This is a genomic window from Actinomadura sp. KC06 (genome assembly GCF_004348735.1).
GTDB lineage: Bacteria > Actinomycetota > Actinomycetes > Streptosporangiales > Streptosporangiaceae > Spirillospora.
This window is the reverse complement of record NZ_SMKT01000067.1, coordinates 1-23,184: the sequence shown is the minus strand read 5'-3', so window position 1 is coordinate 23,184 and position 23,184 is coordinate 1. Positions and strand designations below refer to the sequence as shown.

At 68.6% G+C, this 23,184-nt stretch carries 24 protein-coding genes and 1 pseudogene; 10 read left to right on the top strand and 15 right to left on the bottom strand.

Going from position 1 to position 23,184, the window contains the following annotated elements; all coding sequences use genetic code 11:
- Window positions 1–181: 181 nt before the first annotated feature.
- The 9 genes and pseudogenes from E1287_RS21740 to E1287_RS21715 all read right to left on the bottom strand — a co-directional run bounded on the left by E1287_RS21740 (window position 182) and on the right by E1287_RS21715 (window position 7,570).
- Complete coding sequence (locus E1287_RS21740; protein ID WP_207934373.1) at window positions 182–2,023, bottom strand: ATP-binding cassette domain-containing protein; 1,842 nt, start codon at window positions 2,021–2,023, stop codon at window positions 182–184.
- The gene (locus tag E1287_RS44825) at window positions 1,951–2,685 is read right to left on the bottom strand and encodes a hypothetical protein (RefSeq protein WP_207934372.1); all 735 of its coding nucleotides are present in this window, start codon (window positions 2,683–2,685) and stop codon (window positions 1,951–1,953) included. The genes E1287_RS21740 and E1287_RS44825 overlap by 73 nt, the downstream gene beginning before the upstream one ends.
- A gap of 188 nt (window positions 2,686–2,873) precedes the next feature.
- Window positions 2,874–3,263: a pyridoxamine 5'-phosphate oxidase family protein gene (locus tag E1287_RS21735; protein ID WP_207934371.1), complete on the bottom strand. Its 390-nt coding sequence runs from the start codon at window positions 3,261–3,263 to the stop codon at window positions 2,874–2,876.
- Window positions 3,264–4,213: 950 nt separating this feature from the next.
- On the bottom strand, window positions 4,214–4,375 hold the full coding sequence (locus E1287_RS43875; protein WP_165969126.1) for a hypothetical protein: 162 nt from the start codon (window positions 4,373–4,375) through the stop codon (window positions 4,214–4,216).
- Between the two features lie 96 nt (window positions 4,376–4,471).
- Window positions 4,472–4,639: pseudogene (locus E1287_RS21730) on the bottom strand (alanine:cation symporter family protein); the annotation flags it as partial.
- Window positions 4,640–4,811: 172 nt separating this feature from the next.
- Entirely contained in the window at window positions 4,812–5,234 is a 423-nt protein-coding gene (locus E1287_RS21725) for a nuclear transport factor 2 family protein (RefSeq protein ID WP_131966882.1), read from the bottom strand.
- A gap of 177 nt (window positions 5,235–5,411) precedes the next feature.
- A complete protein-coding gene (locus E1287_RS46390) occupies window positions 5,412–5,534 on the bottom strand; it encodes a hypothetical protein (protein ID WP_279506089.1) in 123 nt (40 codons plus the stop codon).
- A complete protein-coding gene (locus tag E1287_RS21720) occupies window positions 5,531–6,658 on the bottom strand; it encodes an aminotransferase class V-fold PLP-dependent enzyme (RefSeq protein ID WP_279506115.1) in 1,128 nt (375 codons plus the stop codon). The genes E1287_RS46390 and E1287_RS21720 overlap by 4 nt, the downstream gene beginning before the upstream one ends.
- Before the next feature lie 246 nt (window positions 6,659–6,904).
- Complete coding sequence (locus tag E1287_RS21715) at window positions 6,905–7,570, bottom strand: AraC family ligand binding domain-containing protein (RefSeq protein WP_131966881.1); 666 nt, start codon at window positions 7,568–7,570, stop codon at window positions 6,905–6,907.
- Between the two features lie 224 nt (window positions 7,571–7,794).
- Here E1287_RS21715 and E1287_RS21710 point away from each other — a divergent pair, with 224 nt between their 5' ends.
- Window positions 7,795–8,022: a hypothetical protein gene (locus E1287_RS21710; RefSeq protein ID WP_131966880.1), complete on the top strand. Its 228-nt coding sequence runs from the start codon at window positions 7,795–7,797 to the stop codon at window positions 8,020–8,022.
- A gap of 255 nt (window positions 8,023–8,277) precedes the next feature.
- Here the strand turns inward: E1287_RS21710 and E1287_RS21705 are convergent, their stop codons facing one another.
- The gene (locus tag E1287_RS21705) at window positions 8,278–8,907 is read right to left on the bottom strand and encodes a hypothetical protein (protein WP_131966879.1); all 630 of its coding nucleotides are present in this window, start codon (window positions 8,905–8,907) and stop codon (window positions 8,278–8,280) included.
- A 201-nt stretch (window positions 8,908–9,108) separates the two neighbouring features.
- A complete protein-coding gene (locus E1287_RS21700) occupies window positions 9,109–9,876 on the bottom strand; it encodes a phosphotransferase (RefSeq protein ID WP_131966878.1) in 768 nt (255 codons plus the stop codon).
- Between the two features lie 84 nt (window positions 9,877–9,960).
- On the opposite strand from E1287_RS21700, the gene E1287_RS21695 reads away from it, so the two are divergent.
- On the top strand, window positions 9,961–11,319 hold the full coding sequence (locus E1287_RS21695; protein ID WP_131966877.1) for an FG-GAP and VCBS repeat-containing protein: 1,359 nt from the start codon (window positions 9,961–9,963) through the stop codon (window positions 11,317–11,319).
- Between the two features lie 178 nt (window positions 11,320–11,497).
- On the opposite strand, the gene E1287_RS21690 is transcribed toward E1287_RS21695, so the two are convergent.
- Window positions 11,498–11,644 carry a siderophore-interacting protein gene (locus E1287_RS21690; RefSeq protein WP_207934369.1) on the bottom strand — a complete coding sequence of 49 codons (147 nt, stop codon included), beginning with the start codon at window positions 11,642–11,644 and terminating at the stop codon, window positions 11,498–11,500.
- A gap of 449 nt (window positions 11,645–12,093) precedes the next feature.
- On the opposite strand from E1287_RS21690, the gene E1287_RS21685 reads away from it, so the two are divergent.
- A complete protein-coding gene (locus E1287_RS21685) occupies window positions 12,094–13,416 on the top strand; it encodes a helix-turn-helix domain-containing protein (protein ID WP_207934368.1) in 1,323 nt (440 codons plus the stop codon).
- A 358-nt stretch (window positions 13,417–13,774) separates the two neighbouring features.
- Here E1287_RS21685 and E1287_RS44820 read toward each other — a convergent pair whose 3' ends face one another.
- The 3 genes from E1287_RS44820 to E1287_RS21670 form a co-directional block, all read right to left on the bottom strand.
- Entirely contained in the window at window positions 13,775–14,008 is a 234-nt protein-coding gene (locus tag E1287_RS44820; protein ID WP_207934367.1) for a hypothetical protein, read from the bottom strand.
- A gap of 670 nt (window positions 14,009–14,678) precedes the next feature.
- On the bottom strand, window positions 14,679–15,536 hold the full coding sequence (locus tag E1287_RS21675; RefSeq protein WP_131966876.1) for a DUF2637 domain-containing protein: 858 nt from the start codon (window positions 15,534–15,536) through the stop codon (window positions 14,679–14,681).
- A 385-nt stretch (window positions 15,537–15,921) separates the two neighbouring features.
- Window positions 15,922–16,356 (bottom strand): MarR family transcriptional regulator, encoded by a 435-nt coding sequence (locus E1287_RS21670; RefSeq protein WP_243719304.1) that lies wholly within the window; start codon window positions 16,354–16,356, stop codon window positions 15,922–15,924.
- Window positions 16,357–16,523: 167 nt separating this feature from the next.
- On the opposite strand from E1287_RS21670, the gene E1287_RS21665 reads away from it, so the two are divergent.
- The 7 genes from E1287_RS21665 (at window position 16,524) to E1287_RS21640 (ending at window position 22,463) form a co-directional block, all read left to right on the top strand.
- Window positions 16,524–17,993 (top strand): MFS transporter, encoded by a 1,470-nt coding sequence (locus tag E1287_RS21665; RefSeq protein ID WP_131966874.1) that lies wholly within the window; start codon window positions 16,524–16,526, stop codon window positions 17,991–17,993.
- A 6-nt stretch (window positions 17,994–17,999) separates the two neighbouring features.
- Entirely contained in the window at window positions 18,000–18,476 is a 477-nt protein-coding gene (locus tag E1287_RS44815; RefSeq protein WP_207934366.1) for a hypothetical protein, read from the top strand.
- A 38-nt stretch (window positions 18,477–18,514) separates the two neighbouring features.
- Window positions 18,515–19,894: a DEAD/DEAH box helicase gene (locus E1287_RS21660; RefSeq protein WP_347813981.1), complete on the top strand. Its 1,380-nt coding sequence runs from the start codon at window positions 18,515–18,517 to the stop codon at window positions 19,892–19,894.
- Between the two features lie 41 nt (window positions 19,895–19,935).
- The gene (locus tag E1287_RS21655; RefSeq protein WP_165969125.1) at window positions 19,936–20,463 is read left to right on the top strand and encodes an SWIM zinc finger family protein; all 528 of its coding nucleotides are present in this window, start codon (window positions 19,936–19,938) and stop codon (window positions 20,461–20,463) included.
- A gap of 142 nt (window positions 20,464–20,605) precedes the next feature.
- The gene (locus E1287_RS21650) at window positions 20,606–21,145 is read left to right on the top strand and encodes a TetR/AcrR family transcriptional regulator (RefSeq protein WP_207934364.1); all 540 of its coding nucleotides are present in this window, start codon (window positions 20,606–20,608) and stop codon (window positions 21,143–21,145) included.
- Window positions 21,142–21,978, top strand: a complete 837-nt coding sequence (locus E1287_RS21645; protein WP_131966871.1) for an NAD(P)H-binding protein — start codon at window positions 21,142–21,144, stop codon at window positions 21,976–21,978. Before E1287_RS21650 ends, E1287_RS21645 begins: the two co-directional genes overlap by 4 nt.
- Window positions 21,975–22,463: a hypothetical protein gene (locus E1287_RS21640; RefSeq protein WP_131966870.1), complete on the top strand. Its 489-nt coding sequence runs from the start codon at window positions 21,975–21,977 to the stop codon at window positions 22,461–22,463. The genes E1287_RS21645 and E1287_RS21640 overlap by 4 nt, the downstream gene beginning before the upstream one ends.
- The last annotated feature ends 721 nt before the right edge of the window (window positions 22,464–23,184 follow it).

Genomic DNA, 23,184 nt, shown 5'->3' with positions numbered 1-23,184 from the left:
CCACCGCTAGCTCGGCGGGGTTGATGTCGGTGTTGGAGTGACGAGACGCGAGGCTTCGGCTTCGTTCGGCCTGGAGCGGTCAGGTTTCCTCGGGTGGCAGGTAGGGGTCGTGCCAGACTGCCGGGCTGCCAGGGCGCGGACGGCGGCGGTGCGGGCGCTCCACAGGGCGCGCTCCGGCCGTTCAGCAACGCGCGTTCTCCCGCACTTCCAGGAGCGGCAGGCCCGCTGCGTAACGGCGGAAGAAGCCGGCGGTCGGGGTGTTCGCCGTCGCGACGGTGTCCGGGGTGCCCTCCGCGACCACCGTGCCCCCGTCCGGACCGGCTCCCGGCCCCAGGTCGATCACCCAATCGGCGGACGCGGCGACGGCGATGTCATGCTCGGCCACGACGACGGTGCTGCCCGAGTCGAGCAACACGTCGAGCGCGTTCACCACACACTGGACGTCGGACGGGTGCAGGCCCGAGACGGGCTCGTCGAGAACGACGAGGCCCGCCTTGCGGCTCGCGGCACCGCGCTGGATCGCGGACGCCAGCTTCAGCCGCTGCGCCTCGCCGCCGGACAACTGTGTGGCGCTCTGGCCGAGTTGGAGATAACCGAGTCCGACCTGGTTCAGGGCTCCCAGGATCTCCGCGAGCTGCCGGGGCTCGGAGAACCGCTCTACGGCCTCGGCGACGGTCAGTTCCAGCACCTGATCGATGGCCAAGCCCTGATACCTGATCTGCAATGCCTCCGGCTTGTAGCGCCGGCCCTCGCACGCGTCGCAGACCACCCACACGTCCGGCAGAAAGTGCATGTCGACCAGTTGGCGGCCGTAGCCGGTGCAGGTCTCGCAGCGGCCGCCATCCGCGGTGTTGAAGCTGAACCAGGAGGCGTTGACTCCGCGCCCGCGCGCCGCGTCGGTCTCGGCGAACAGCCTGCGGATTATGTCGAACGCCTTGCTGTAGGTAGCCGGGTTGGATCGCGGCGTTCGCCCGAGCGGTTCCTGATCGGCGACGGCGACCCAGCCGAACCCCCCGAGGCCGGTCACCTCCCGCACCGTGTCGGTCACGGCCCCGTTCAGGGCGGCCTCCACGCCCGCCGCGAGCGCGCCGAGCAGGCTGCTCTTGCCGCTGCCGCTCACCCCGGTCAGGCAGGTGAGCCGGCCGGCGGGGAAACGCATCAAGTCCGCGGTCACGTTGTGCGCACGCAGGCCGTGCAGTTCCACCCAGCCGCTGTCGTCCCCGGCCGGGCGACGGGTCCGGCGCAGCCGCGGCCCCTCACCGGCCAGATAGCGCCCGGTCAGCGACTGCGGGTGGGCGGCCGCGTCGGCGGGAGGCCCCGACACCATGACCTCGCCACCGAGGCGGCCCGCGCCGGGCCCCATATCGATCACCCAGTCGGCTCGGGCGATCAGCTCAGGATCGTGCTCGACCAGGAGCACCGTGTTGCCGGCCTGGCGTAGCTCCAGGGCGATGTCGAGCAGGTGCGCCTTGTCGGCCGGATGCAGCCCGGTCCCGGGCTCGTCCAGGACGAAGACGATGCCGCTCAGCTCGGTGCTGAGCTGCGCGGCGAGCCGGGTCCGCTGCAACTCGCCCGCGGACAGGGTCGCCGCGCTCCGGGACAGTTGGAGATGGGCCAGTCCGAGCCGGTCGAGGATCCCGAGCCTGCGGTCCAGGTCCTGCAGCAGCGGCTCACCCACCTCGCGCTGCCGGGCGTCCAGGCCGTCGGCCACGCGCTTGGCCCAGTCGCGTACCTCTCGTACTTCCACCGCGAGCAGGTCGGGGTAGGTCAGCCCGCCGAGCCGCACGGACCGGGCCACCTGGTCGTACCCGCTGCCGCCGCAGGTGCCGCAGGGCTGCTTGCGCATGTACGGCAGGTAGCGCTGCTTGGCGCTGGAGGTCTGGGCGTTCACGAACACCCGCTCCACCTCGGCGAGCGCGCCCCGCAGCGGCTGGCTCCAGGTGTAGGTCATCAGGGCCGTCTCATTCTTGTTCGGCATGTCGACGGTCGCCTCGACCTTCTCCTCACCCGTGCCGTACAGCACGCAGTGACGGAACTCCTCAGGCAGCGACCGCCACGGCCGAGGTCCACGCCCCGCTTCTCGGCGAGCGCCGGCACGAACGCGTGCTCCCCCGACCGCCACTTCGCGAACCAGGGCGAGGCGCCCTCGAAGAGCGGAAGCTCCGGGCAGGTGATGATCAGGTCCTCCTGCGCCTGCCAGCGCCCGCCCACCCCGTGGCAGTCCGCGCAGCTCCCTTCTGGTGTGTTCCGGTCGAAGTGGGCGGTCGTCAGGTGCCCGTCCGCACTCTCCGCCGCCGGGGCCGCGCCGATCCCCGGAAGGCGCGAGTACAGCAGCCCCAGGTGCCCGTCAATGCCGGTGATCGTCGCGACTGTGGAGCGGGGGTTGCGGTTCAGACGGCGCTGGTCGACCGCGAGCGTCGCGCCGAGTCCCAGGATGCGGTCGACCTTCGGCCGATTGCGCTGCGTGATGTACTGCCGCACGAACGGCGAAAGTCCTTCCAGGTACCGCAGCTGGGCCTCGTTGTGCAGAGTGTCGATGGCCAGCGAGGTCTTGCCGCTGCCGCTCACTCCGGTGAAAGCGACGAGCCGCCCCTTGGGGATGCTCAACGACACGTCCCGCAGATTGTTGGTACGAGCCCCCACCACGTCGATCGTCTCGCGCTCCATACTCGCGACGTCCCGCACGAATGCAGTCAACCTTCGTCCACCCTTTCGCAACGCAGCAGGACATGGGCGGGCTAGGCCCCCGCCCATGCCGAACGAACCGATCACGCCACCATGCGACGGTCGTTCGTCACCAACGGCCCCGAGCGGCCGCTTGACCGGATCTGTCAGCCAGGAGGAGGCCGTCCCGACACGGCCCGCGCTGCGGGTCAGGACCGGGACACCGCAGTGAGCTTGGAGACATCGGACGCGTAGACGCTCATCCAGTGCGGATGCAGCCGGTAGTAGACCACGTCGTTGTCCCAGTCGAAGGAGTCGGCGCCATAGAAGTCCTTGAAGTAGGCGAGCAGATCCGGCCAGTCCGCGGCCGGCTCGCCGTGCTGGGGGTTGAGGATCTCCACCGTGCCGTGCGTGAACACACCCAGGTCCTCACCGCGCATGTGCGCGGCGCTGACGGCCGGGCGGGCCGCCAGGTGGCGGGCCTTGACGGCGCCGCGCGCCGTGCCGAAGTGCCACTTGCCGTGCAGGAAGTGCCCGTCCACGCCGCTGATCCGCGGTTCGCCCTTCGCCGTCACGGTGGACAGGGCCAGGGCGCACATGCCGCTGAGAACCCCCGTGAGCTGCTCCGCGGTCAGCGTGCTCCGGTGCTGATGATCGAGCGGAGGTGCGATGAGGAGCGGGACAGAGAGGCGTCCAGCAGGGCCTGCAGCTCCTTAAGATCTTCTCGCGTTTCGCGCATGGAGTTCCTTGTCATCCGTAGGGCCCGGTCCACGCCCACCATCGGCGCCGACCGGTCAACCCATGATTGCTCCGAAACCTGACACTCCGCGTCAGGCTTACATCCGTCCTACGAACGGCACCGGACCGTCTCGCCGACGCCCTTCTGCGGCCAGGTGGGGTGACGGCGTCGATCTCGTCCTCGGTCATCGACAGCAGGCCGAGTTTCGGGACTGCGCGTCTGTGTCGGCTCGCCGGCCCGCTCCCCTCCCCAGCAGCGCACTCGAAGAGATCCTTGTTCTTCGACATGTTCGGCGGCGTACCCGCCCTGACCTGCCAAAATCCAGACCCTGACTGTGGGGGTAAGCCGGGGAGGTCGGGAGGCTCAGCGCGACACGGTGCGGCCCGGTGGACGCAGATCCGCGTCCGCCCGCGGCCCCAGACGCGGTTGGGCAAAACTGCGCGGCATTGGCCCGCGACCTCTGCACGGTGGCGTCCTTGGGAGGATTCCCGAATTCCCGCTCGGTTGGTTCCGCTCTTGGTCCACGCCCACTGGGCGCACTCCAGGAAATACCAGTCCTGGCTGGTGACGCAGAAGTCGAACACACCCTGCTCCAAGCCGAGCGCGTCCAGGTAGCCGCCGCAGCCCGCGGCGATGGGGGCGGGCACGTCGATGATCCGGTAGGTCAAGGCGTCATAGCTTGCCCGGAAGTCCTGGCGGGCCTGTGGTCGTCGGTACCGAGCGCCACGCCGATCTGCCCGTGCCCGGTGGCCAGGAGCCGGGCGTCGAACAGTATGAGGTCGGCGAGGCCGGCTCGGAACGGGTGCATCGTCACTCTGACACGGTCGTCGATGCGTTCCGGTGCGACGGGGTGGTGTAGAACAACTTGAGGTCATCGTCATCGGCGATGGCCTTGTGCACCAACGCCTTGTACACCGCTCCGCCGTCGGAGCGCCGCTCACCGACGACGCCGCCATGCTCCTGCTCCGGCACCGAAGCGGGTGACCCATGCCCCCTCCCGCGATGCCTGACCGCCTGGCCCCGTCCCGCCGCGTTCGATGGCGCGGCGGGACGCGCCTGGGCCCAGGGTCAGTTTTTGGTGACTTCGGCGGGCTGTTCTTCGGTGGGATGTTGCTGGAAGTAGGCGCGGGTCTCCCGCCAGACCAGCGGGCTGATGATCAGCAGGCCGATGAGGTTGGGCAGCGCCATCAGGCCGTTCACCACGTCCGAGAACGTCCATACCGCGGTGAGGGTGGAAGGCAACGTGAATCGAATCAAGCGGAGCTATGGGCGCGTGTCCTTCGATCCGCTCCGCCTCCATTTCCTTTACGTCGACTAAAGATCTCGAAGGCAGCAGCAATGCGTACGTAGCATGCTAGCCGATTGTATTGATGTGTTTCTGCAGTCATGGCTCGGCTGAGCCTGACTGCTACGATCCCTCGCCAAAGACCATGCGGTGCCCGCGAGCTGTGTCCAAGTACTCGCGAACCCGGTGGACAAGCCCGTTCTGGAGTTCGAAGACGAAGCAGTAGTCGTTGGCGTAGTGATTGCCGTTGGCGAGCGTCGCCGTCATGGTCTCCTCCACGATCACGCGATCGCCGTCGGCGTAGAGCCCGTGGAAGGTGACAGTGACGTCACTCACGAAGAAGCGGGGGAAGTCCTCAGCGAGGAACCGCACGATCGCCTTCCTGCCGATCAGGTGACCGGAACCCTCCAGCGCAACTGCGGTGGCATTCCCCAGGGGCGCCAGCCACTCGGCGTCCTCGGTGAAGACTGCGGAGATCTGGTCCGCGTCGTGGCTGGCGAACGCCTTCCAGGCGTTCTGAACGACGTCGCGGCTCTGCTGTGGCATGCCCGGGACCCTAGACGAACGCTGGCGAGAGAACTGGCGGATTTCCGACGTCACCGTCCCAACCCAGACACTGTCGGCGGGTTCAGACCGAGCTCCAACCTCCACATTGGCGGCGAACGGTGGAGACGTATCTTACAGCTTTCGGGCTCGGTGGCGTTTATGCGCACCAGGGCTTTCTCACTCGCCGAGACGGGTTTGCTGGGCCGATGGTAGAAGGTGGTCCTTGAGCTCCCGGGTCGCGTAGTCATGAATGAGGGTGAGCGCGACGTCGAGGGTGGCGGCGTGGGTGCGGTGATTCATCGGGTTGAGCCGCATGAAGAAGCGGTCTTGGACGCGGGTGCTGGCAAGAAGATGCGTCCGGACGCGTTGATCCGTTCGAGCAGATGGTGGTTGAGCTGGTCGTCACCCCGCAGCCGGACAGCGACGACGGTCAGATCGGGCTTCCACGGCACTTCGAAAAGCTGGTCGGCGGTCAGGCGCTGGTAGGCGGCCTCTGCCAGGTTCAGCTTTTCGTCCAGGGCGTCGCGGAAGGCGCCGACGCCGTGCAGGTGCAGCGGGAGCCACAGTCGCAGGCCGCGGAATTCGCGGGTGAGCTCGGGCCCGAGGTAGCCGTAGTCGTGCAGGCCGTGCACCACGGCCCCATCCTGGGTGTAGTGGCCGCCGCCACGATGGGCGGCGCCGAGCGCCGCGGCGTCGCGCACCAGGAGAATGCCGGTGCCGTACTGCAGGAACAGGCTCTTGTGCGGGTCGACGACGATGGAGTCGGCGTTCTCGATGCCGGAGAGCCGGGCTCGGCCACGTGCGGTGAGCTGGAATCCGCCACCGTAGGCGGCATCGACGTGGAACCAGAGCCCTTCCTCGCGGGCTAGTTCAGCCAGGTCGGCCAGCGGGTCGATCGTTCCGGTGCTGGTCGCGCCGGCCGTGCCGACCAGCAGGAAGGGACGCAGGCCCCGGGCACGGTCGGCCCGGATCATCGCGCGCGCTGCGTCGGGGTCCATGAGCAGACCTTCGGTCGGCACGACACGTACCTGCTGGACGGGCAGTCCGACGATGCGCGCCGCTTTGTCCACGCAGAAGTGTGTGTGCTCGGTGACATAAAGGGTGCCTGCCGCGATCTGATCGCCGAGCCGGTCATGCCGTGCGCTGATCAGCGCGGTGAGGGTGGCCATCGATCCACCGGTGGTGGTCAGGCCGATCGAGCCCGGCGGGAGCCCGAACCGCTCGCAGAACCAGTGCAGGACGCCGTGTTCCATCGCCACCAGCGCCGGCGCCAGGTCGGCCACGCAGGTGAAGCGGTTATAGGTCTGGGCGAGCAACTCGGCCAGCGCGGAGCTGAACAGGCCACCGGCAGAAAAGTAGGCCAGGTATCCGGGCGCCGTGGTGTTCACACCGTGGTCCGCGGCGGTCTGGAAGGCGTCGAGCAGATCGGACAGTCGGCTCCTCCGAAGGTGGCCGCAGCATCCCTTTCACGATCTGATCGGCCTGCCCGAAGCGGCCTGAAGGAGCCCGGGAGACGCCGTTGGCGAATTCGGTGACCTTCATCATGACCGCCTGCCCCATCACAGCGGCTGTGCGGGAATCGGGTTCCAGCGAACCGCTCTGCCGCCTGTCGCGCACCAGGCCCCCCTGACGTGGGATCCCGGCGGCCGTCCGCCGGGCTGACCCGCACGCTAAGCGGGCTGCGGCCCAGAGCGCTTGTACGTTCTTGCAGCCCGCTGATAAACCCCCGGCGGAACTCCCACCAGTCTCCGGAAATGGCGAGACAGATGTGCTCTCCGGAACGCCCGCAACAGGGTGAAGGGATCGACCCCTACCCCCGCCGCCAGCTCATCGAGACCTGGCGGATCTTCCATGCGCTCATGCAGGACGTCTCGTGCCCGCGCGACAAAACCATCGTTCTGCGGCCGTCCGGGACGCAGTCCTGGCACTCGGGCGTGGGCGAGCAAAAGGCGCGACAGAGTCATCCGCATCAGCGTCTCGGCGGTCAGCGCATCCGCGGACTCGGTGGCGGCGTGTGCGCGCAGCAGCAGGCCAGCGGCCCTGGCGTCATCGACCAGCCGATCCGGAAAGTGCGGGGTGCCGCGCATTCCGCCCACCTTGGCCAGCGTCCCGGCGGCCGGATACAACACCCGGTACAGCCACCCGCCTTCGCTCAGCGACCTACCTGTGTGCACGACCTCCGGGTTGATGAATACCAGGCCGCCGACGCCGACGCGCTCATCCCCGTCCTGGAACCAGATCTCCTCCGAACCGGCCTGAATCACACCGATAGCGAAGGTCTCATGCGCATGCCGAGCAAATTCGTGCTGCACATAGCGCGCCTGTAGCAGTTCCAACCCGTCCAGCCGTGCAGCTTCCAAAATCTCGCGGCCCCCGGCGAGATGCGGTTGGGTCCGCTGCCGAGGATGATGACTTTCGGATAACCCGCCACCATACCTCGGCCATGCCTGACCGTTGTCCTGGCGGTTGGCGGTTGGCGGTGGCCCGCCTGTCGCGTCGGGCGGGCGTCACGGCCAAAGGCCCCTCGACCCGGGGCCTCGCCCCGGGCCCGATATGGAGCTTGATCCTCTACAGTGTGCTCGGAGGGGTGATGGATATGGCAGCTATGTCCGGTGGCGGCAACGGCCAGTGGGGCCGGACCCGAACCGAAGCGGGTGCCCGTGCCGTCGTCCAAGAGCTGCAGGCCCGAGGTGGCCGTCCGCAACGCAGCAGGCGTCAGAACATCGTCGTCGCCTGCGTGGCCGTCACGGTCTTGGTCGGCATCGCCATCTACCTGCTCGTTAGCTGACGCCAGACGGAGTGCAGCGCCTCGGCCGAAGACGACTTCGACGACCGCGCCGGGTCGACCGCGGTCGTCGGGCTCCACACGAGCGCACGATCCGGGCAGGTGTCCGTCAGCACGAACCCGCCCGCTTCGACCAAACCCGCAGGAGCGGATTGTCTGTCCCTGACTATTTCGTCACGGGACCGTCAAGGGCCGTTCCGTACAGGTCGTGCACGTCGCCCGCGACGCGCAGCCGCTCGGCCGGCACCGCCGTCCGGGTCAGCTCCGCCCGTGCCGCCCGAGCGTCCACGCCACGCGGCGGGGCAGCAGGAGCAGCGCCGACGCGGCCACCAGCCCAATGGGCATGAACCAGTAGAGCCCGGACACCACCAGCGGGACGTAGGCGAGCGCGGCGAGGGTCCGGTACCGGCCGCGGACGGGCCTGCCGCGCAGCCGCAGCACCACGTGCCGGAGTTGCAGCAGCAGGATGCCGGCGACGCTTCCGGCGGAGACCACCCATTCGACGGGGCCGGCCCGCGTCGCGACCAGGAACTGCGCCCCGACGTTGAGGTACATGGCGTAGACGACGAGCAGGATGCGCAGGGCCAGGCGTCCCGCGCTACCATCGCAGGACGCGGCCACGGCCTGGGGCGTCGTCCGATAGGCGGCGGCCACCGCGCGCGCGTCGTCCAGCGCGGCCCGGGCGGCGCGCAGGGCCCGGGCCGTCACCGCCGCGGTCCCGGTTGCGGAACGCGCCGCCGCGGCGCTCGCGCTGTGCGCGGCGATGGCCGACAGCCCGCGGCCGATCGACCGGTCCAGTTCGCGCGAGGTCCGCAGGCGTTCGGCGGTCACCGCCATCCGCGCCAGCTCCTCACGGGTGGCGGCCACCCGCGCCACATCGCCGCCCATGGGCCGCGTGGGTCGTCGACTTTTCGCCGCCCGCTCGTCCCCTTGCCAGATTGTGCCTAGTGGGGACGGCGTGCAGCGGTCGTGAATGTGGTTGCCAACGCGATCCTCGGTGTGAGGGTCGAGTACGGGACGTGCAGAGGCGCACGGGGCGGGTTTCAGTCAGCAGGGCGGCGACGCGTTCGGGTCGACGGAAGACTGATGCTATTCCGGGAATGCGGCCAGTTCGACGAGTGCTTGGTCCAGATCGTCGCAGACGCCTTGATGAAATAGTCGAGTGAACACCGGATCTCCGGTCGCGGCGAGTTCGCGGATGCCGTCGGAGTGGGCCTTGATGCGTTCCCGCACAACCCCAAGGAAGTCTGCAATTCCGCCCGACCAGCCGTAGGTATCGAGGAACCGGTGGAGCCGATATGGCCGGGCAGTGAAGTCGGTGAACCCTTCTGCGGCGACGACATGGCGGGCGTGGAGCGGTACCCACCTGAAGGCGACGAATGCCAGGTCCCATTCGGGCGTGACCGGGCCAGCGAGGTCCCAATCGAAGAATCCGGCCAGCCGGCCGTGGTGCCAGGCGGCGTTGTAGGGGGCTGCGTCATTGTGGCCGATGATCAGGCCCGGCGACCAGCGGCCGCCGCTGCGCCAGACGGCGTCCGATGGCGGGACGAAGTCGGCGACCGCTTGGTGGTAGGCGTGCACCCAGCGCGCCACTTGGACGAGAGTCTCGTCGGCGTGTACCCAGGAAGGCCAAGGTTTGCTGCTTCCGACGGTTCGGCCTTGGAGAAATGTGAGAACCTCCCGGCCCTGCTCGTCGAACCCGAGCGGACGCGGAGCCGCGGTGAACTGTCCCGTGGTCGCCAGGTGGGTGAGCAGCGCGTGCACTGCGGGCGTCCAAGGGCCAGTGGCACGGCGGACGGTATCGCCTAGCCGGACAGCACCGCCGATGTTTCCGCCATCGAGCCGTTCTTCAGCCACAAGCAGATCTTGGCACGATCGCCCTCGGCGTATCGTTGCCTTGATCTTCATGCACCGCGCCCGTTCACCCCGCCTGGGAGAGACATGGGGACACCCGCTCAGATCGCGACCAGCGCCGCCGCGCTCGCGCTCTGCACGGTCGCCGCCGGCTCCGCCGTCCTCAGCGAAAGCAAACCCGCCGAGCTCGCCGTGACGGCCTGGCCCGCTCCCAGCGGCTTCACCACCGTCGCCCAGCGCAAGACGCGGGGCGGCGACTTCAACGGCGACGGCTACCGCGATATCGCTGGAAAAATCGAAGGCGACGGCGTCTTCGTCATCTACAGCGGACCACACGGGCCCGACCCCGAGCGGCGGCAGTTCCTCACCCCGAACACCCTCCCGGGGCCGCCTAAGAAGCCCGTCGATTTCGGGACCGAGACCGCCTCGGCCGACTTCGACCACGACGACTACGACGACCTGGTCGTCACCTCCCACTCTGACTCCGGCGACAGCCCGATCACCCTGGTGATCTTCTACGGCGGCGAACACGGGCTCACCGACCGCACCGTCTCGCTGAAGGTCGGCAGCACGGCCCCCAAGAACGCCCGGGTCTTCAATCTGGTGATCGGCGACTTCGGCGACAACGGCAAGCTGGACATCGCCGTCGAAATCGAGTCCACGGCGGTCGTCTCCTTCCGCAACGTGGTCGACCGGCCCGTCCACCCCGAAATCAATCTCTTCCGCCCGAACACCCCGTCCGTCAGCGGCTACCCCGTCATCGGGGACTTCACCGGTGACGGCTACTCCGACCTGGTCGTGACGTGGAGCCCAGGCCCCACCGGCGGCTCCCGAGCCGAGCTGCAACTGGGGACCGCGCAGGGCCTGAGCACCACCAAGACCGTCCTCGCCGACGGGTGGATCGAGGTGGACTCGGCCGTGGCGGCCGACGTCAACGGCGACGGCAAAGACGACCTGATCACACCGGAGTCATGGGATTCCGCAACGCCGCCGCGGACGCCCATCGCCATCTCCGTCGTGCTCGGGACCGACCACGGGCTCGGCCCCCGGCACAGTTTTCTCTCCCCCTGCACCCAGGAAATTCGGGAGATCGCCGTCGGATGCGATTTCGAGCCCGGCAAGCTCGCAGTCATGCCGGGCAGCCCACAAGGCATCGACCACGCGCGGGCCGTCGTCTTCGAGCAGAACACCCCCGGCATGCCCGGCCGCCACGCCGGCGGCCCGGACTGGTTCGGACACACGGTGACGATCGGCGACCTCAACGCCGACGGCATGGCCGACATCGCCATCATGGCGCACCCGAACACCGGCGACCGTGGCCGCCTGTTCATCTTCCCGGGCAGCGCCACCGGCCCGAGCCTCCAAGCCAGCGCAATGATCACCGGCGGACAACTCGGCCTGCCCCACACGGCCTGCCTCTCCCTCGGCGGAAGCCTTCTCCGCTGAACCCAGCCACCGCATCCCGCCCCAGAGCAGAAACCAAGCCAGGCTTGGCGTTCAAGCGACCAGGCATCAACCAGACAGTGTCCGAAGGCGCTCCCTCAAGCTCAGCGGCGGGCTGCCCTCTCCCGGCGGCCGGACGTGTCCGGGCAGGTGAGCGTCTTGCGTTGGCTTTACAGACCTGTCAGTATCGACGGGTGGTGAACTCGCGCAGCTGCGCGCCGGCCAGTGTGATCCGCCGCATCCCCGGCGTCAGGTCCGTCACTCGGACGACCTCGACCTCTCGCAGGGTCAGCGGGCGCACTGTGAGCTGGCGGGAGGTCTTCGGCATGCTGAGGACGGCCCTTTCCGATCGCTCGAGGGTGACGAGGCCGCGAGCAGGGATCGACGAAACGGCCTCATATAAGGTTAGGCAAACCTCACCTTCGTTCGTGTGCGCAGACTGCCGTATTGTTTAGGGCTGTGGCGTCGTCATCCCTGTTCCCCGCCGACGCGAGCGACCCCCCGGCGATTCCGGCGGCGAGATCGGATTCGACGGGAGCGCCCGTTCGCCCCCTGCTGATCTGGGTCCGCACCGGCACGGCGCACATGCACATAGACGGCGACGCGGCGTTCCACCTCACCGCCGGACAGGGCGTCTGGATTCCCGCGGACGGGTGGAACCACCGCGCGATCCTCACCGAGCCGGGCACCGTCGCCTTCCCCCTGTGGCTCCATCCCGGCACCGGGCCGATCTCGGAACCGACGCGCTTCGAGGTCCCCGACGGTTGGCAGGACTGGTTGATCCAGCACTACAACCTGCAAGTCACCCCGTTGAGCGGTCGCGGATACTTCCAGGACGCGATCACCGACCTCCTTCGCCGTCCCCGCCCCTCGTCCACACCCGCGCAAAACGGCGACACCGAGCCTTCGGCGCCGCTCACTCTGCCGGAGATGCCGAGAGCCACCGGCGCCAGAGCCGTCGCCGAGGAGCTGATCCGCGACCCAGCGGCGGACCTCACCGTCGAGCAGTGGGCGACCAGGGCGCTCTCCAGCCCGCGGACCCTGCGCCGCGACTTCCTCGCGGAGACCGGGCTCACCTTCGAGCAGTGGCGACTGCGCAGCCGACTGATCGCCGCCGTCGAGTTCCTGGCCGCGGGATACGACGTCGACCAGGTGGCCGCGCGAGTGGGCTTCGCCAGCCGCAACGGCTTCACTCGCGCCTTCAAACAGCAGTACGGACTGACGCCGTATGACTTCAGAAGGAGGCTCTCCGCCAGTTCCGCCAGCATCGACCTCACGCAGCGCGCCACCCTGGCGCGTCAGACCGATGACCTCGTGCGCATGGTCCAGGGAGACGGCGCCTTCGGCACCGCGCCCGATCTGCTGCCTGCCGCCCGCACGCCCCTGCACGCCAACGACATGCACGTGCTGAGCTGGATGTACCGCGGCAGCGGCTACCTCGATATCGGCGAAAGCCGTTACGAACGACAGCGCGGCGTCGCGACCTGGATCCCCGCGAGCCTGGAGCACATCACCGGTCTCCGCGAGAACTCCATCTCACTACCTCTCGGAAATGCCGACACCGGCGACCTGCACCTGACCGAGCCGCTGCAAGTCCAATTCTCGCCGGCCTGGGACGACTACCTGATGTTCTGCTCCATCAGCGCCCGCTCCATCCTCCAGCCCGACGACTACGACCCCGGCCACATCCTCGACCTGTTCGCCGAACAGGTCGCCGCGCAACGAGCGCTGTCGGTGCCGATGCCCACCGATCCGCGTGCTCGGGCGGCGGCGATGGACTACCTGCGTCACATCGGCGCGCCCGGCGAACTGGCTGAGGTGGACGTCCCCGCCGAGGTCCACCGGGCGTTCCGCGAGCAGACCGGCATGCCCTTCTCCCGCTGGCGCTACACGGCTCGCATGCGCATCGCCCGCAATCTGCTCGCAGGCGGAGCCAAACCCAGCGCCGTGGCCCGCCGCGTCGGCTATGCCCACCTGCCCACGTTCAGCGCCGCCTTCACCCGCTTCCACGGCATCTCAGCACGCGAATACCAGGAGCGCGAGCCGAGAAGGATAAGCCCCCGATCCGTCACCGGAACTGCACCTTCCAACTCAGTGTGATGACGACGACCGATGTGTAGGTGGCCGGGTCCAGAGGGTGAGGTCGCTGCTTGTGGCGACGGCGAGGGTACGGCCTGAGGGAGAGAATCCGGCGGTACGGAGTTCGGAGTAGTCGGAGTGGAAGATGTGCCACCAGTGATCCCCAGGTGGTCCTTCGTGGGGCGGGCCGCCGTCTGCGGACAGCAGGACGCGGTGGTGTGGCCACCGGGGGCTGACGACGTCGAGGGTCCAGCCGTCGGAGGTGGTGGAGTGGGTACCGCCGCCGAACAGGCCGGCGATGCGTACCGGTGTTCCGGCAAGGGGGCCGGGGCAGGTGAGGTCGGGTGAGGCGTCGGGTGTACTGGTGTCGGGGTCCGGCTCACGATCGCGGGCGATCTTCTCGCCCGGTGACGGCGTCGAAAGGTCCGTGGCCATCCTGGGAGACGACCATCACCAGGTCGTGCCCGGTACCAGGATGGACGGCGAAGCCGATGCCCAGCAGGCCGCCGATGGGCGTGCGGTCGTCCAGCACTCGCCGCCAGGGTGTTGGGGGCGCCATGACGGGAGCAGCCAGATAGCGTTCGCGCAGTTGCTGCTGATACTCCGAGATCAACGCATCTCCTACGCCGGATCTAAGCCGACCGGTCATTTCTGCCGTCACCGGGCCAGATTCGCCGGAAGCGCACCTGCCGCAGCGTCCTACCACGAGACTGAAGATCAAGAACCAGCTCGTCACGGGAACAGGTACCGCTCACCTCGACCACACCACCGTGGAGGTGGTCCTCGGTAAGAAATGAGATCCGGTCACCGAGACGGTCGTACCTCGTCTTATGGACACCCTGAGCCGAGTGTCGGGACGCAACCACGAGGCGATCAGCGCCCCGTGATCCGGCCCGGGCGCCGGCTTGACGAGAACATCCAAAACAGTTCCCTCTGGAAAGAAGCGAAACACCTGCATATCAGCCGAGAAGACCCCCTGAAGAATTTGACCTCGTCGCACGATCGTCCCAATATTGTGATTACCCACTGGAATGTAAATAATGCTAACGCTAAAACACGGCCTCAGCCTCTTGGACTCCCTTACCCGTCCAGGGCTGCCGCCCTGGTCAACGCCCTCGGCACGCTCCTGGACACCCGCGCCTTCCCCGCCACCGCTGACGGCTACCACGCCATGCTGGCCTGGGCACACGACCACGGCCCGGTGAGGCGGGGGGTGGAGTGCACCGGATCGTACGGGGCGGCGCTGAGCCGGATGCTGCGGGGCCCCTCCCCTGCGCATTGGTCTACCGGTCGAACCCGCCCGTGAGGCCGGTCCGTTTGACCAGTCGTCCCCAGCGCTCACACCGTCCAAAGCGCTCGGCGATCACTTTGCCTGCGGGCAGTTCACCTGCCAGTGTGCGATTGGCCACCGCCCAATGCCAAGCCTGGCGTTGGAGCCGGGCCACCGGTCTGCAGCGTCCCGGATGAGCGCCGTTCGCTTCTCCCGCACCAGCAGCCGGTGACTCCTCAGCGTTTCCTACCAAGTCCTCAAGGCCGTACATCTGGGAGCCATCGGAAGCCTCAGCATCCGTCACCAGGTCCTGCGTCGTCGGAACTTCGTCTGGAGCCAATTCATTGCCGATCAGACCCATATGAGGAGCCGTATGAACCTCGTATGAGATCTCAGAACCGGCTGGCACTTGGTCGGAGCCTTCGTGTGAGGCCACTGGACGCTTCTGGTGCGATGCTTTCCTGACCTGGCGCATCAGTAGCTCATACGACCCGATCAAAGCACAGCTCGGCCAGGCGGCGATCACGCGGCCGATCATCGATGGCTCGGCCACCGCCACGTTGGCCGCCAGGCTCGCCGCGCTCCCTGCCAGCAGCAAGGCCCATGGCAGCAGGCCTCCACGTCGACCGGCTCGCGAGTCGGCCAGCAAAGTCAGCGACGACGCCACGATCATCCCGTCCACCGAGACCGGCAACAGCGCCGCGCTCCACGATGTCTCCCCGTACCGGAGAACCAACTCGTACATGTGCTTGTAGGACAGCACGGCCGCGATCCAGGCCAGAACCACGACACTGATCGTCGTACACCACCGGATCAGCCGATCACCGGCGTGCGCCCCACCGGAGAAGGCCACAAGATCCCCGGAAACCATGATCACGCTCCCGACCAGGGCTGGGCGATATTTGGGCGACGACAGCTTCTCCGTACGTCGCCGAACATCGCTGAACTGCGCCCCATCGAGGCCCCTGAGCTGCGCGTTCGCGCAGCGCTGCAGGTCACTGGTGATCGCGGACTACCTTGACACGGTAGAGGCCACTGGTTCAATCCCAGTATCGCCCACCACATTCCTGCACAGGTCAGGGGCCCTTGCTTCGGCCTGATGGCTCCACACCACCTCTCGCGGCGGACCCCCGCGGCTGCGGCTCAGCACCGTGGCCCGCTACGCCCACCCGTTCCCTCACCACGGACGCACCACCTGCCGTCCCGGCCTGCATTGAGGCCACTGCCGAAATCGCGACTAGCTTTCTGCGGTCTTGCTATTGGGCTCTGGATCGGGTGCGGGAGCGCAGGCGGTCGACCTCGTCCTGGGTGCCGGTTTGGACGGCTAGGACGAAACGCAACACCGAATCGAGCTGGTCGTCGGTGAAGTCGGCCAGGACCTCGCGGGTGCGGACGTTCAGGCCGGCGTAGTAGTCGTTGATGCGGACGATCCCCTCGGCGGTCGGCTGGAGGAGGGTCTTGCGGCGGTCGTGCGGGTCTGGGTGGCGCTGGACGAGGCCCGCCGACTCCAGCCGGTCGATCATCCGGGACAGCGATCCGGGGGTGAGGCCCACGCGGTCGGCCAGGGCGGCGGCGGTGGCGGGGCCGCCGCGGTTGAGGGCGTGCAGGCAGGCGAAGTCGGACGGGACGACCCCCATATGGTCCGCGATCAAGCTGTTGAGCTGCACCGATGCGGTCACCCAATCCGGCATCGCGTCGATGATGCCATCGGTCGCCGCTCTGCGGTCGGGCGGTGGACGGTGCTTGGCCATGTTGACACGCCTCGATTCCCGCATTAGCTTGCGTCGCGCAATCATTGCGTCACACACTTAGTGTGTGGCGCATGAAATGAGTGTAGCGACCGGCGAACGGAGTGCGCATGGCGTCCACCACCGCGGCCCACCAGGCCCGGCTGTCCGGCAGGGCGCGGAGCCTGGCTCTGCTGACCATCCTGCTGGCGGCGTTCCTGGACCTCATCGGGGTGACGATCGTCAACGTCGTCCTGCCCCCGCTCCAAGCGGATCTGGACGCCTCCCCGGCGCACCTGCAGTGGATCCAGGCGGGCTACACGCTGGCGTTCGCGCTGGGGATGATCAGCGGGGCCCGGCTCGGGGATCTGCTCGGGCACAAGCGGGTGTTCATCGCCGGCATCGCCGGTTTCGCGACGGCCTCGGCCCTGTGCGGCATGGCCGCCGGTCCCGGCATGCTCGTCGGGGCCAGGGTGCTGCAAGGTCTGTTCGCGGCCGCGATGATCCCGCAGGTGCTGTCCCAGATCCAGGTGATGTACGCGCCGCGGGAGCGGGGCGGCCCGATGGCGGCGTTCGCGGCGCTGGCGGGCCTTGCGGCGACGCTGGGCCCGATCGCGGGGCCCGCGCTGCTGGAGTGGGACCTGTGGGGGACGGGCTGGCGGCTGGTGTTCTGGGTGAACGTCCCGCTGGCCGTGCTGGCCGTGGTCGCCTCGGTGAAGCTGCTCCCCGACAGCCGGGACGCCTCGGCCGCCCGGCTCGACCTGGTCGGGGTCGCGCTGTCGGCGGCCGGGCTGCTGCTGGTGCTGTACCCGCTGATCACCGCGGCGGACCGGTCCGGCTGGCCGCTGTGGACCTGGCTCTGCCTCGGCGCCGGCCTGGCGGTGCTGGCCGGATTCGTGGCGTGGGAACGGCGGGTCGACGCGCCGCTGGTGCAGATGTCGCTGTTCCGGTTCCGGTCGGTGAACGGCGGTCTGCTGGTCCAGTTGCTGTTCTTCGTCCCGACGATGGGCTTCTTCATGGTCTTCATGCTGTTCCTGCAGCAGGGCCTGGGCATGAGCCCGATGCGGTCCGGCCTGATCATGCTGCCCTGGTCGGTGGCGGTCCCGGTGCTGGCCACGGTGTCGGCGGCCGTGCTGCTGCCGCGGATCGGACGGGCGACCGTGCAGATCGGGCTGGTGGTGATGGCCGTGGGATTCACGATTCTGGCGATCCAGAGCGCCGGGGCGACGTCCGGCACCGGCTGGACCGACCTGGTCTGGGGCGTGCTCGTAGGCGGCGCCGGGATGGGGATGGTCGTGGCCCCGCTGTTGCAACTGACGCTGAACGACGTGCCGGTGACCGACGCGGGCTCGGGTTCGGCGCTCTACAACACCGTGACGCAACTGGCCGCCTCCGTCGGCGTCGCGGTGATCGGCACGTTCTTCTTCACCCGGGTACGCGGCATCGAGCAGACCCCGCCGGCGCTGGCCGAGGGCTTCGGCGATGCGCAGGCCGGCTCACTGTGGCTGGGCCTTGCGCTGCTGGCGGTCGCCTTCGCCGCCACCTTCCTGCTCCCGCGCAAGCCCGCCGCCTCGTCCGCTCCGGCTCTCCAGGGAGAGTGACCGGGCGTGCCCTGCGATGTCGAGCTGCCGGGCCTGATCCAGGCCACGTTCGTTCCGGCCGAGAACGCGGTGGCCTGGTGGGGCGCCGGTGAGATCGCCACCGTCCTGAAAAACCGAGGGCTTCCCGCGGGACGGCCGGCAACCTGCCGCCTCGCCGTCCCCGACCGGCGGCGCGTACTCGTCGCCGCGGACGTCACGGTGCGGCTGATGGATCTGGACGCGGCGGTACCCGCGCTCAACACCTTGACTGATCCGGACACGGTGTTCGGCGCCTCGGTGTGGGCATGGCGCGAGGCCGTCCGGCTGATGCTTCCGCCCGGCCACACCGGCACCGAGGCGCCCGACGACATCGCCTACGCCGAGCTGGCCGGACGGATGCCCGCCGCCGCGCACGCCGTGCTCAACGAGGACGGCACCGCGATCTACTCGGCCGCGGCGATGCTGGCACGGTTCCGCCAGGCGGTCTCACCCGATCGGAGCTGAAGTCGGCGGCCGTCCAGGCCGAACTCCGCCCCTACCAAGTGGACGGGGTGGCCTGGCTGCGAGGGCTGCGCGGCGGCGGCGTCCTGGCCGACCAGATGGGCCTGGGGAAGACCCTGCAGGCCATCGGCCTGCTGGCCACCCGGACGACCACGCGGCCGCACCTGGTCGTCTGCCCGGTCTCGGTGCTCGGCAACTGGCGGCGCGAGCTGGCGCGGTTCGTCCCGCACCTGCCCGTCGTCTCCTACCACGGGCCCGGGCGGGAACTTCCCGCCACGATGCGGCCGGGGACCGTGGTCGTCACCAGCTACAGCGTCCTGCGGACCGACGCCGCGGCACTGGCCGCGACCGGCTGGGAGGTCCTGGTGCTCGACGAGGCCCAGCAGATCAAGAACCCCGACTCCAAGGCGGGCCGGTCCGCCGTACTGCTGCCCGCGCGGACCCGGATCGCGATGACGGGCACGCCGGTGGAGAACCACCTGGAAGACCTCTGGGCGATCCTCCACGTCACCAACCCCGGCCTGCTGGGCACCCGCGAACGCTTCAAACAGCGCTTCGCGGTGCCCATCCAGCAACGCCGTTCGACCACCGCCGCGGCACGGCTCAACGCCCTCGTCGCACCCCGGCTGCTGCGCCGGACCAAAGACGAGGTCCTCACCGACCTTCCGCCCAAGCAGCACGCGACCATCACCTGCTCCCTCACCGGTGAACAGGCACGCCTCTACCGCGACGCCGTCGACCGGGCCTTCGCCGACGGCCTCGGCACGGGCATCGGACGCCGCGGCCGCGTGCTGGCCCTGCTGACCGCCCTCAAGCAGATCTGCAACCATCCCGCCCACTTCCTCGGACAGGACGGCCGCGACCTGGCCGGACGTTCGGGCAAGTTCGACCGGGCCACCGAAATGCTCACCGAGATCGCCCAAGACCAGGACCGCGCCCTGGTCTTCACCCAGTACCGAGCGATGGGAGAGATGCTCTCCCGCCACCTCGGCCAGACCCTGGACACCGCGCCCATCCCCTTCCTGCACGGCGGGTTGAGCCCACAGCGGCGCGACCGGCTCATCGAGACGTTCCAGAACCACGACGACGCGCCGCCCATCCTGCTGCTGAGCCTGCGAGCCGCAGGGTTCGGCCTCAACCTCACCCGTGCCGGGCACGTCGTGCACTACGACCGCTGGTGGAACCCCGCGGTGGAGGATCAGGCCACCGACCGCGCCCACCGGATCGGGCAGCGACGCGCGCTCAACGTCCACACCCTCGTCACCGCGGGCACCGTCGAGGACCACATCGCGCACCTGCAAGAACGCAAGCGCGCACTCTCCGACATCGTCGCCGGCGACACCGAGACCACCCTGGCCGACCTGCCCGACGAACACCTGCACGCCATCCTCACCCTCGACGACCGGACAGGGATCGGCTGATGGCCCCGGAGTTCGGATCCGGTCCATGGGGCAGGACGTGGATGCGCATACTCGAATCCCCGGCCGCGGCTCCCGACCGACGCCTGCCCAAGGCGCGCAGTCTCGCCCGCAACAACGCCGTCACCATCGTGGCGGCCGAGCCGGGACTGATCGAGGCCGAGAGCACCGAGGGCGACACCTGCCACCGCGTCCGCATCGAACTGCCGTGCTGGGCCGGTCAAGCGCTGGCCGACGCCACGTCCCTCATCGAGAAGGCCATGGCGGACGCACCCGCCGGCCTGGCCCCAGGCGACCTGCCCGACGAACTCGCAACCGCACTGTCCCGCCGTGTCGGCCTCGCCGTCCCGCTGGACGAACAAGCGGCGCACTGCACCTGCTCAGACCGCCGGATCCCCTGCCTCCACGTCCTGGCGACCCTCTACACGCTCACTCAACGCGTCGACGAACACCCCAGAACGGCCCTCGACCTGCGCCTGCCCCATCCGCCTCCGGCCCTCGATCACGAATCATCACCGGACTGGATCGCCTTGGCCGCCGTCGATCCCGCGACCTTCTACACCGGCGAGTGAACCTGAGGAAGCCCGCCGGAGGCAGCCCGCGATGACTCACGCCTGTACCGTATCGTGATACGGTACGGGAATGAGTGAAGAGCGATCGACGCGCACGCGGCGCGCTGGCGGGGCCAGGCGAGCCCGGGTTCTCGATCACGTCGTGCAGGTGCTGTCCGAACGCGGTTACGCCGCCACCCGCTTCGCCGATGTCTCGCAGGCTTCCGGCGTCGCGGTGTCCACCCTGCAGGGCTACTTCGGATCGCGTGAAGACATGCTGATCGAGGCGCTCCAGGGCGCGACGTCGGGTGAGGTCGCGGCTCTGCACGACTTGGCCGCGGGGTTCGAGGACCCGTGGCAGCAATTGGTCGCCCTGGTCGATCGCGGGCTGTCGACGTCGGCCGGCACGTGGCGGATGCTGATGGAGTTCTGGACCGCCGCCGCCCACGACGCCGAACTGCGCTCGCATGCCGGCAGGCTGGCCGAGCAGTACCGGCGGCCTTTCGCCGAGGCCGTGCAACGCGGAGTGGACTCGGGATCGTTCGCGCCCCGGTTCGATGTATCAGCGATCGTGGACGTGGCGGTCGCGACGATGGACGGCCTGCTCTACCCGCTCGTCCTCGATCACCGGGCCTCGGCAGACCTGGACTACCGCGACGTGGTGCTCGCCCAGCTCGCCTTCGCTCTCGGGACCGACGCATGACGGTCCTGGTCACAGCCGCGACCGGCAAGGTCGGCCGCGAAGTGACGGCACAGATGCGGGCTCGCGGCGTGGAACCGCGGGCCGGGTCCAGGCGCAGCGCGATCCCGCTTGACTGGACGGACCCGGCGACGTGGTCCGCCGCCCTCGGCGGCGTCGACCGGATACTTCTGATCGTGCCCGGAGGCGACGACGAACACCGCTCGGTCACCGGTCTCGGCACTGCGGTGTGCAAGTTCATCGACCTTGCGCAGAGCCGGAACGTGACGCGCGTCGTGCTGATGACGGCACTCGGCATGGAGCACGCTCCAGCGGAGGTCGAGCAGCGCGCCGTGGAACTGCACCTCCAGCGCAGCGACGTCGCGTGGACGATCCTGCGGCCGAACTGGTTCTTCCAGAACCTCACCGACGGTCCTCTCCGCGTGCTCGCTGAGGCGCACCACGGCGTCCTGCGACTGCCGACCGCCGACGCGGCGGTCAGCTTCATCGACACCCGCGACATCGCGGCCGTCGCCGTCGACACCCTCCTCGACGATCACGGCGGACGCGGCGGACGCAAGTACGCGTTGACCGGGCCGCAAAGCCTGACCTTCGCCGAGGTCGCCGACGCCTGCCGGAACTCACCGGTGCCGGTGACCGGCTACGAGCCGGTGTCGGAGGCAGAGTTCCGCCGCGCCGCGCTCGACCTGGAGTGGCACCCCGACTACGTGGACTCCATCAGCGGCCTGTTCGCCACCATCGCTGCCGGATACGCCGCACCCGTACTGCCCGACGCCGCCGATCTCCTGGGACGCGCGCCTCGTTGCCTGGCCGAGTTCGTCGCGGAGCCCCGATGATCCTCACCCAGCGGATCACGGACGGCGTCGCCGCCGGTGACGTCACCGTGGCCTACCGCCGCTGGAAGCGTCCGCGAGTGAAACCCGGCTCGACCTTCCGTGGTGACGACACCGACCCGCTGTGGCGCGTCACGCTGTCATGGGCCGGCTCCGACCCACGGCAGACGCTCGCCGAGGACGCCGCGCTCTCACCGTCCGACATCTCCGACATCGACACCCTGCTGGACCGGCTCGACGCCCGTACCCCGTGGGCGCGCACCACATTGAGCCGGATCGCCCGCCAACCGGGCATCACCGCCGCCAAGCTCGCCGCCACACTGCCCACTGACAAGGACTCCCACAAACGCCGCATCCGAATCCTCAAAGAACACGGCCTGACCCGCAGCCTGCCCACCGGCTACGAACTGTCCGTCCGCGGGCATGCCTACCTGTCAGCCACCAATCCCGGACGGCCACCGAGTTCAGCTCGGCGATACGCTCCCTGATCTCCTCGATCCGCTACCGAACCGCCGCCTCCCGCCGCTCCGGCTCAGCCCCTCCCCTACTATTAGCCTGGGAACAATCCACCTGGGACAGCTTGGCCATTAATCGGCATAACGCGCTCTGACGAAATCGGGGCGAAGGCCAAGAGTCGCTCCCCATGTCTCCCTACGCGCTATTCCCCAAACAGATCTGTAGGGATCGGAATCCCCTGTCCAAACGCCGTCCGGTTTGTCCAAGCGGTGTCCCGTCGGCGGTCCTGCCGTCCTGGTTGGCGACTCTGGAAGTGAGACTCGGCTCAGTTCTGAACGAACTCCATGACCTGTTCCAGGGACTCATTCAGGTCTTTACTCTCGCGTTGCGAGCTGCCTGACGGCAGCGGCGTGCGTACGACGCCCCAGGACGGCGATACCTCGCTCCTCACGTGGCGCCGGCAGAGAGGCCGCGGCCGCCACCGATCAGGTGATCGAAACAGACGGTGTCCGCCTCTTCCTCGAATTCTCCCCTACCCTGCCCTTCGCGACGAAGTACTCGATGCGGATGCGGCCACCGTCGCTGTCCGACATATCCTCCCGGAGATTGCCGGAAACTACGTCCTCGGCTTGTCGCGGAGGCTTTCGGCGGGGTGGGGGCCTTCGGTCTCCAGGCGGTACTCGTCGCCGAATTTGTCGCGGTGGTCGTCGATGACCTGCTCGGACGGCGGCCGCTCCGCGTTGATCTTGTCCT

What these genes read in the sequence shown, in the direction of transcription:
- E1287_RS21735 (WP_207934371.1), bottom strand. Translation starts at nt 3,263, where the DNA reads ATGTGCGCCCTGGCCCTGTCCACCGTGACGGCGAAGGGCGAACCGCGG.
- E1287_RS21725 (WP_131966882.1), bottom strand. Translation starts at nt 5,234, where the DNA reads ATGCCACAGCAGAGCCGCGACGTCGTTCAGAACGCCTGGAAGGCGTTC.
- E1287_RS46390 (WP_279506089.1), bottom strand. Translation starts at nt 5,534, where the DNA reads ATGAATCACCGCACCCACGCCGCCACCCTCGACGTCGCGCTCACCCTC.
- E1287_RS21705 (WP_131966879.1), bottom strand. Translation starts at nt 8,907, where the DNA reads ATGGGCGGCGATGTGGCGCGGGTGGCCGCCACCCGTGAGGAGCTGGCG.
- E1287_RS21695 (WP_131966877.1), top strand. Translation starts at nt 9,961, where the DNA reads ATGGGGACACCCGCTCAGATCGCGACCAGCGCCGCCGCGCTCGCGCTC.
- E1287_RS21690 (WP_207934369.1), bottom strand. Translation starts at nt 11,644, where the DNA reads ATGCCGAAGACCTCCCGCCAGCTCACAGTGCGCCCGCTGACCCTGCGA.
- E1287_RS21675 (WP_131966876.1), bottom strand. Translation starts at nt 15,536, where the DNA reads ATGGTTTCCGGGGATCTTGTGGCCTTCTCCGGTGGGGCGCACGCCGGT.
- E1287_RS21670 (WP_243719304.1), bottom strand. Translation starts at nt 16,356, where the DNA reads ATGCCGGATTGGGTGACCGCATCGGTGCAGCTCAACAGCTTGATCGCG.
- E1287_RS21665 (WP_131966874.1), top strand. Translation starts at nt 16,524, where the DNA reads ATGGCGTCCACCACCGCGGCCCACCAGGCCCGGCTGTCCGGCAGGGCG.
- E1287_RS21655 (WP_165969125.1), top strand. Translation starts at nt 19,936, where the DNA reads ATGCGCATACTCGAATCCCCGGCCGCGGCTCCCGACCGACGCCTGCCC.
- E1287_RS21645 (WP_131966871.1), top strand. Translation starts at nt 21,142, where the DNA reads ATGACGGTCCTGGTCACAGCCGCGACCGGCAAGGTCGGCCGCGAAGTG.
- E1287_RS21640 (WP_131966870.1), top strand. Translation starts at nt 21,975, where the DNA reads ATGATCCTCACCCAGCGGATCACGGACGGCGTCGCCGCCGGTGACGTC.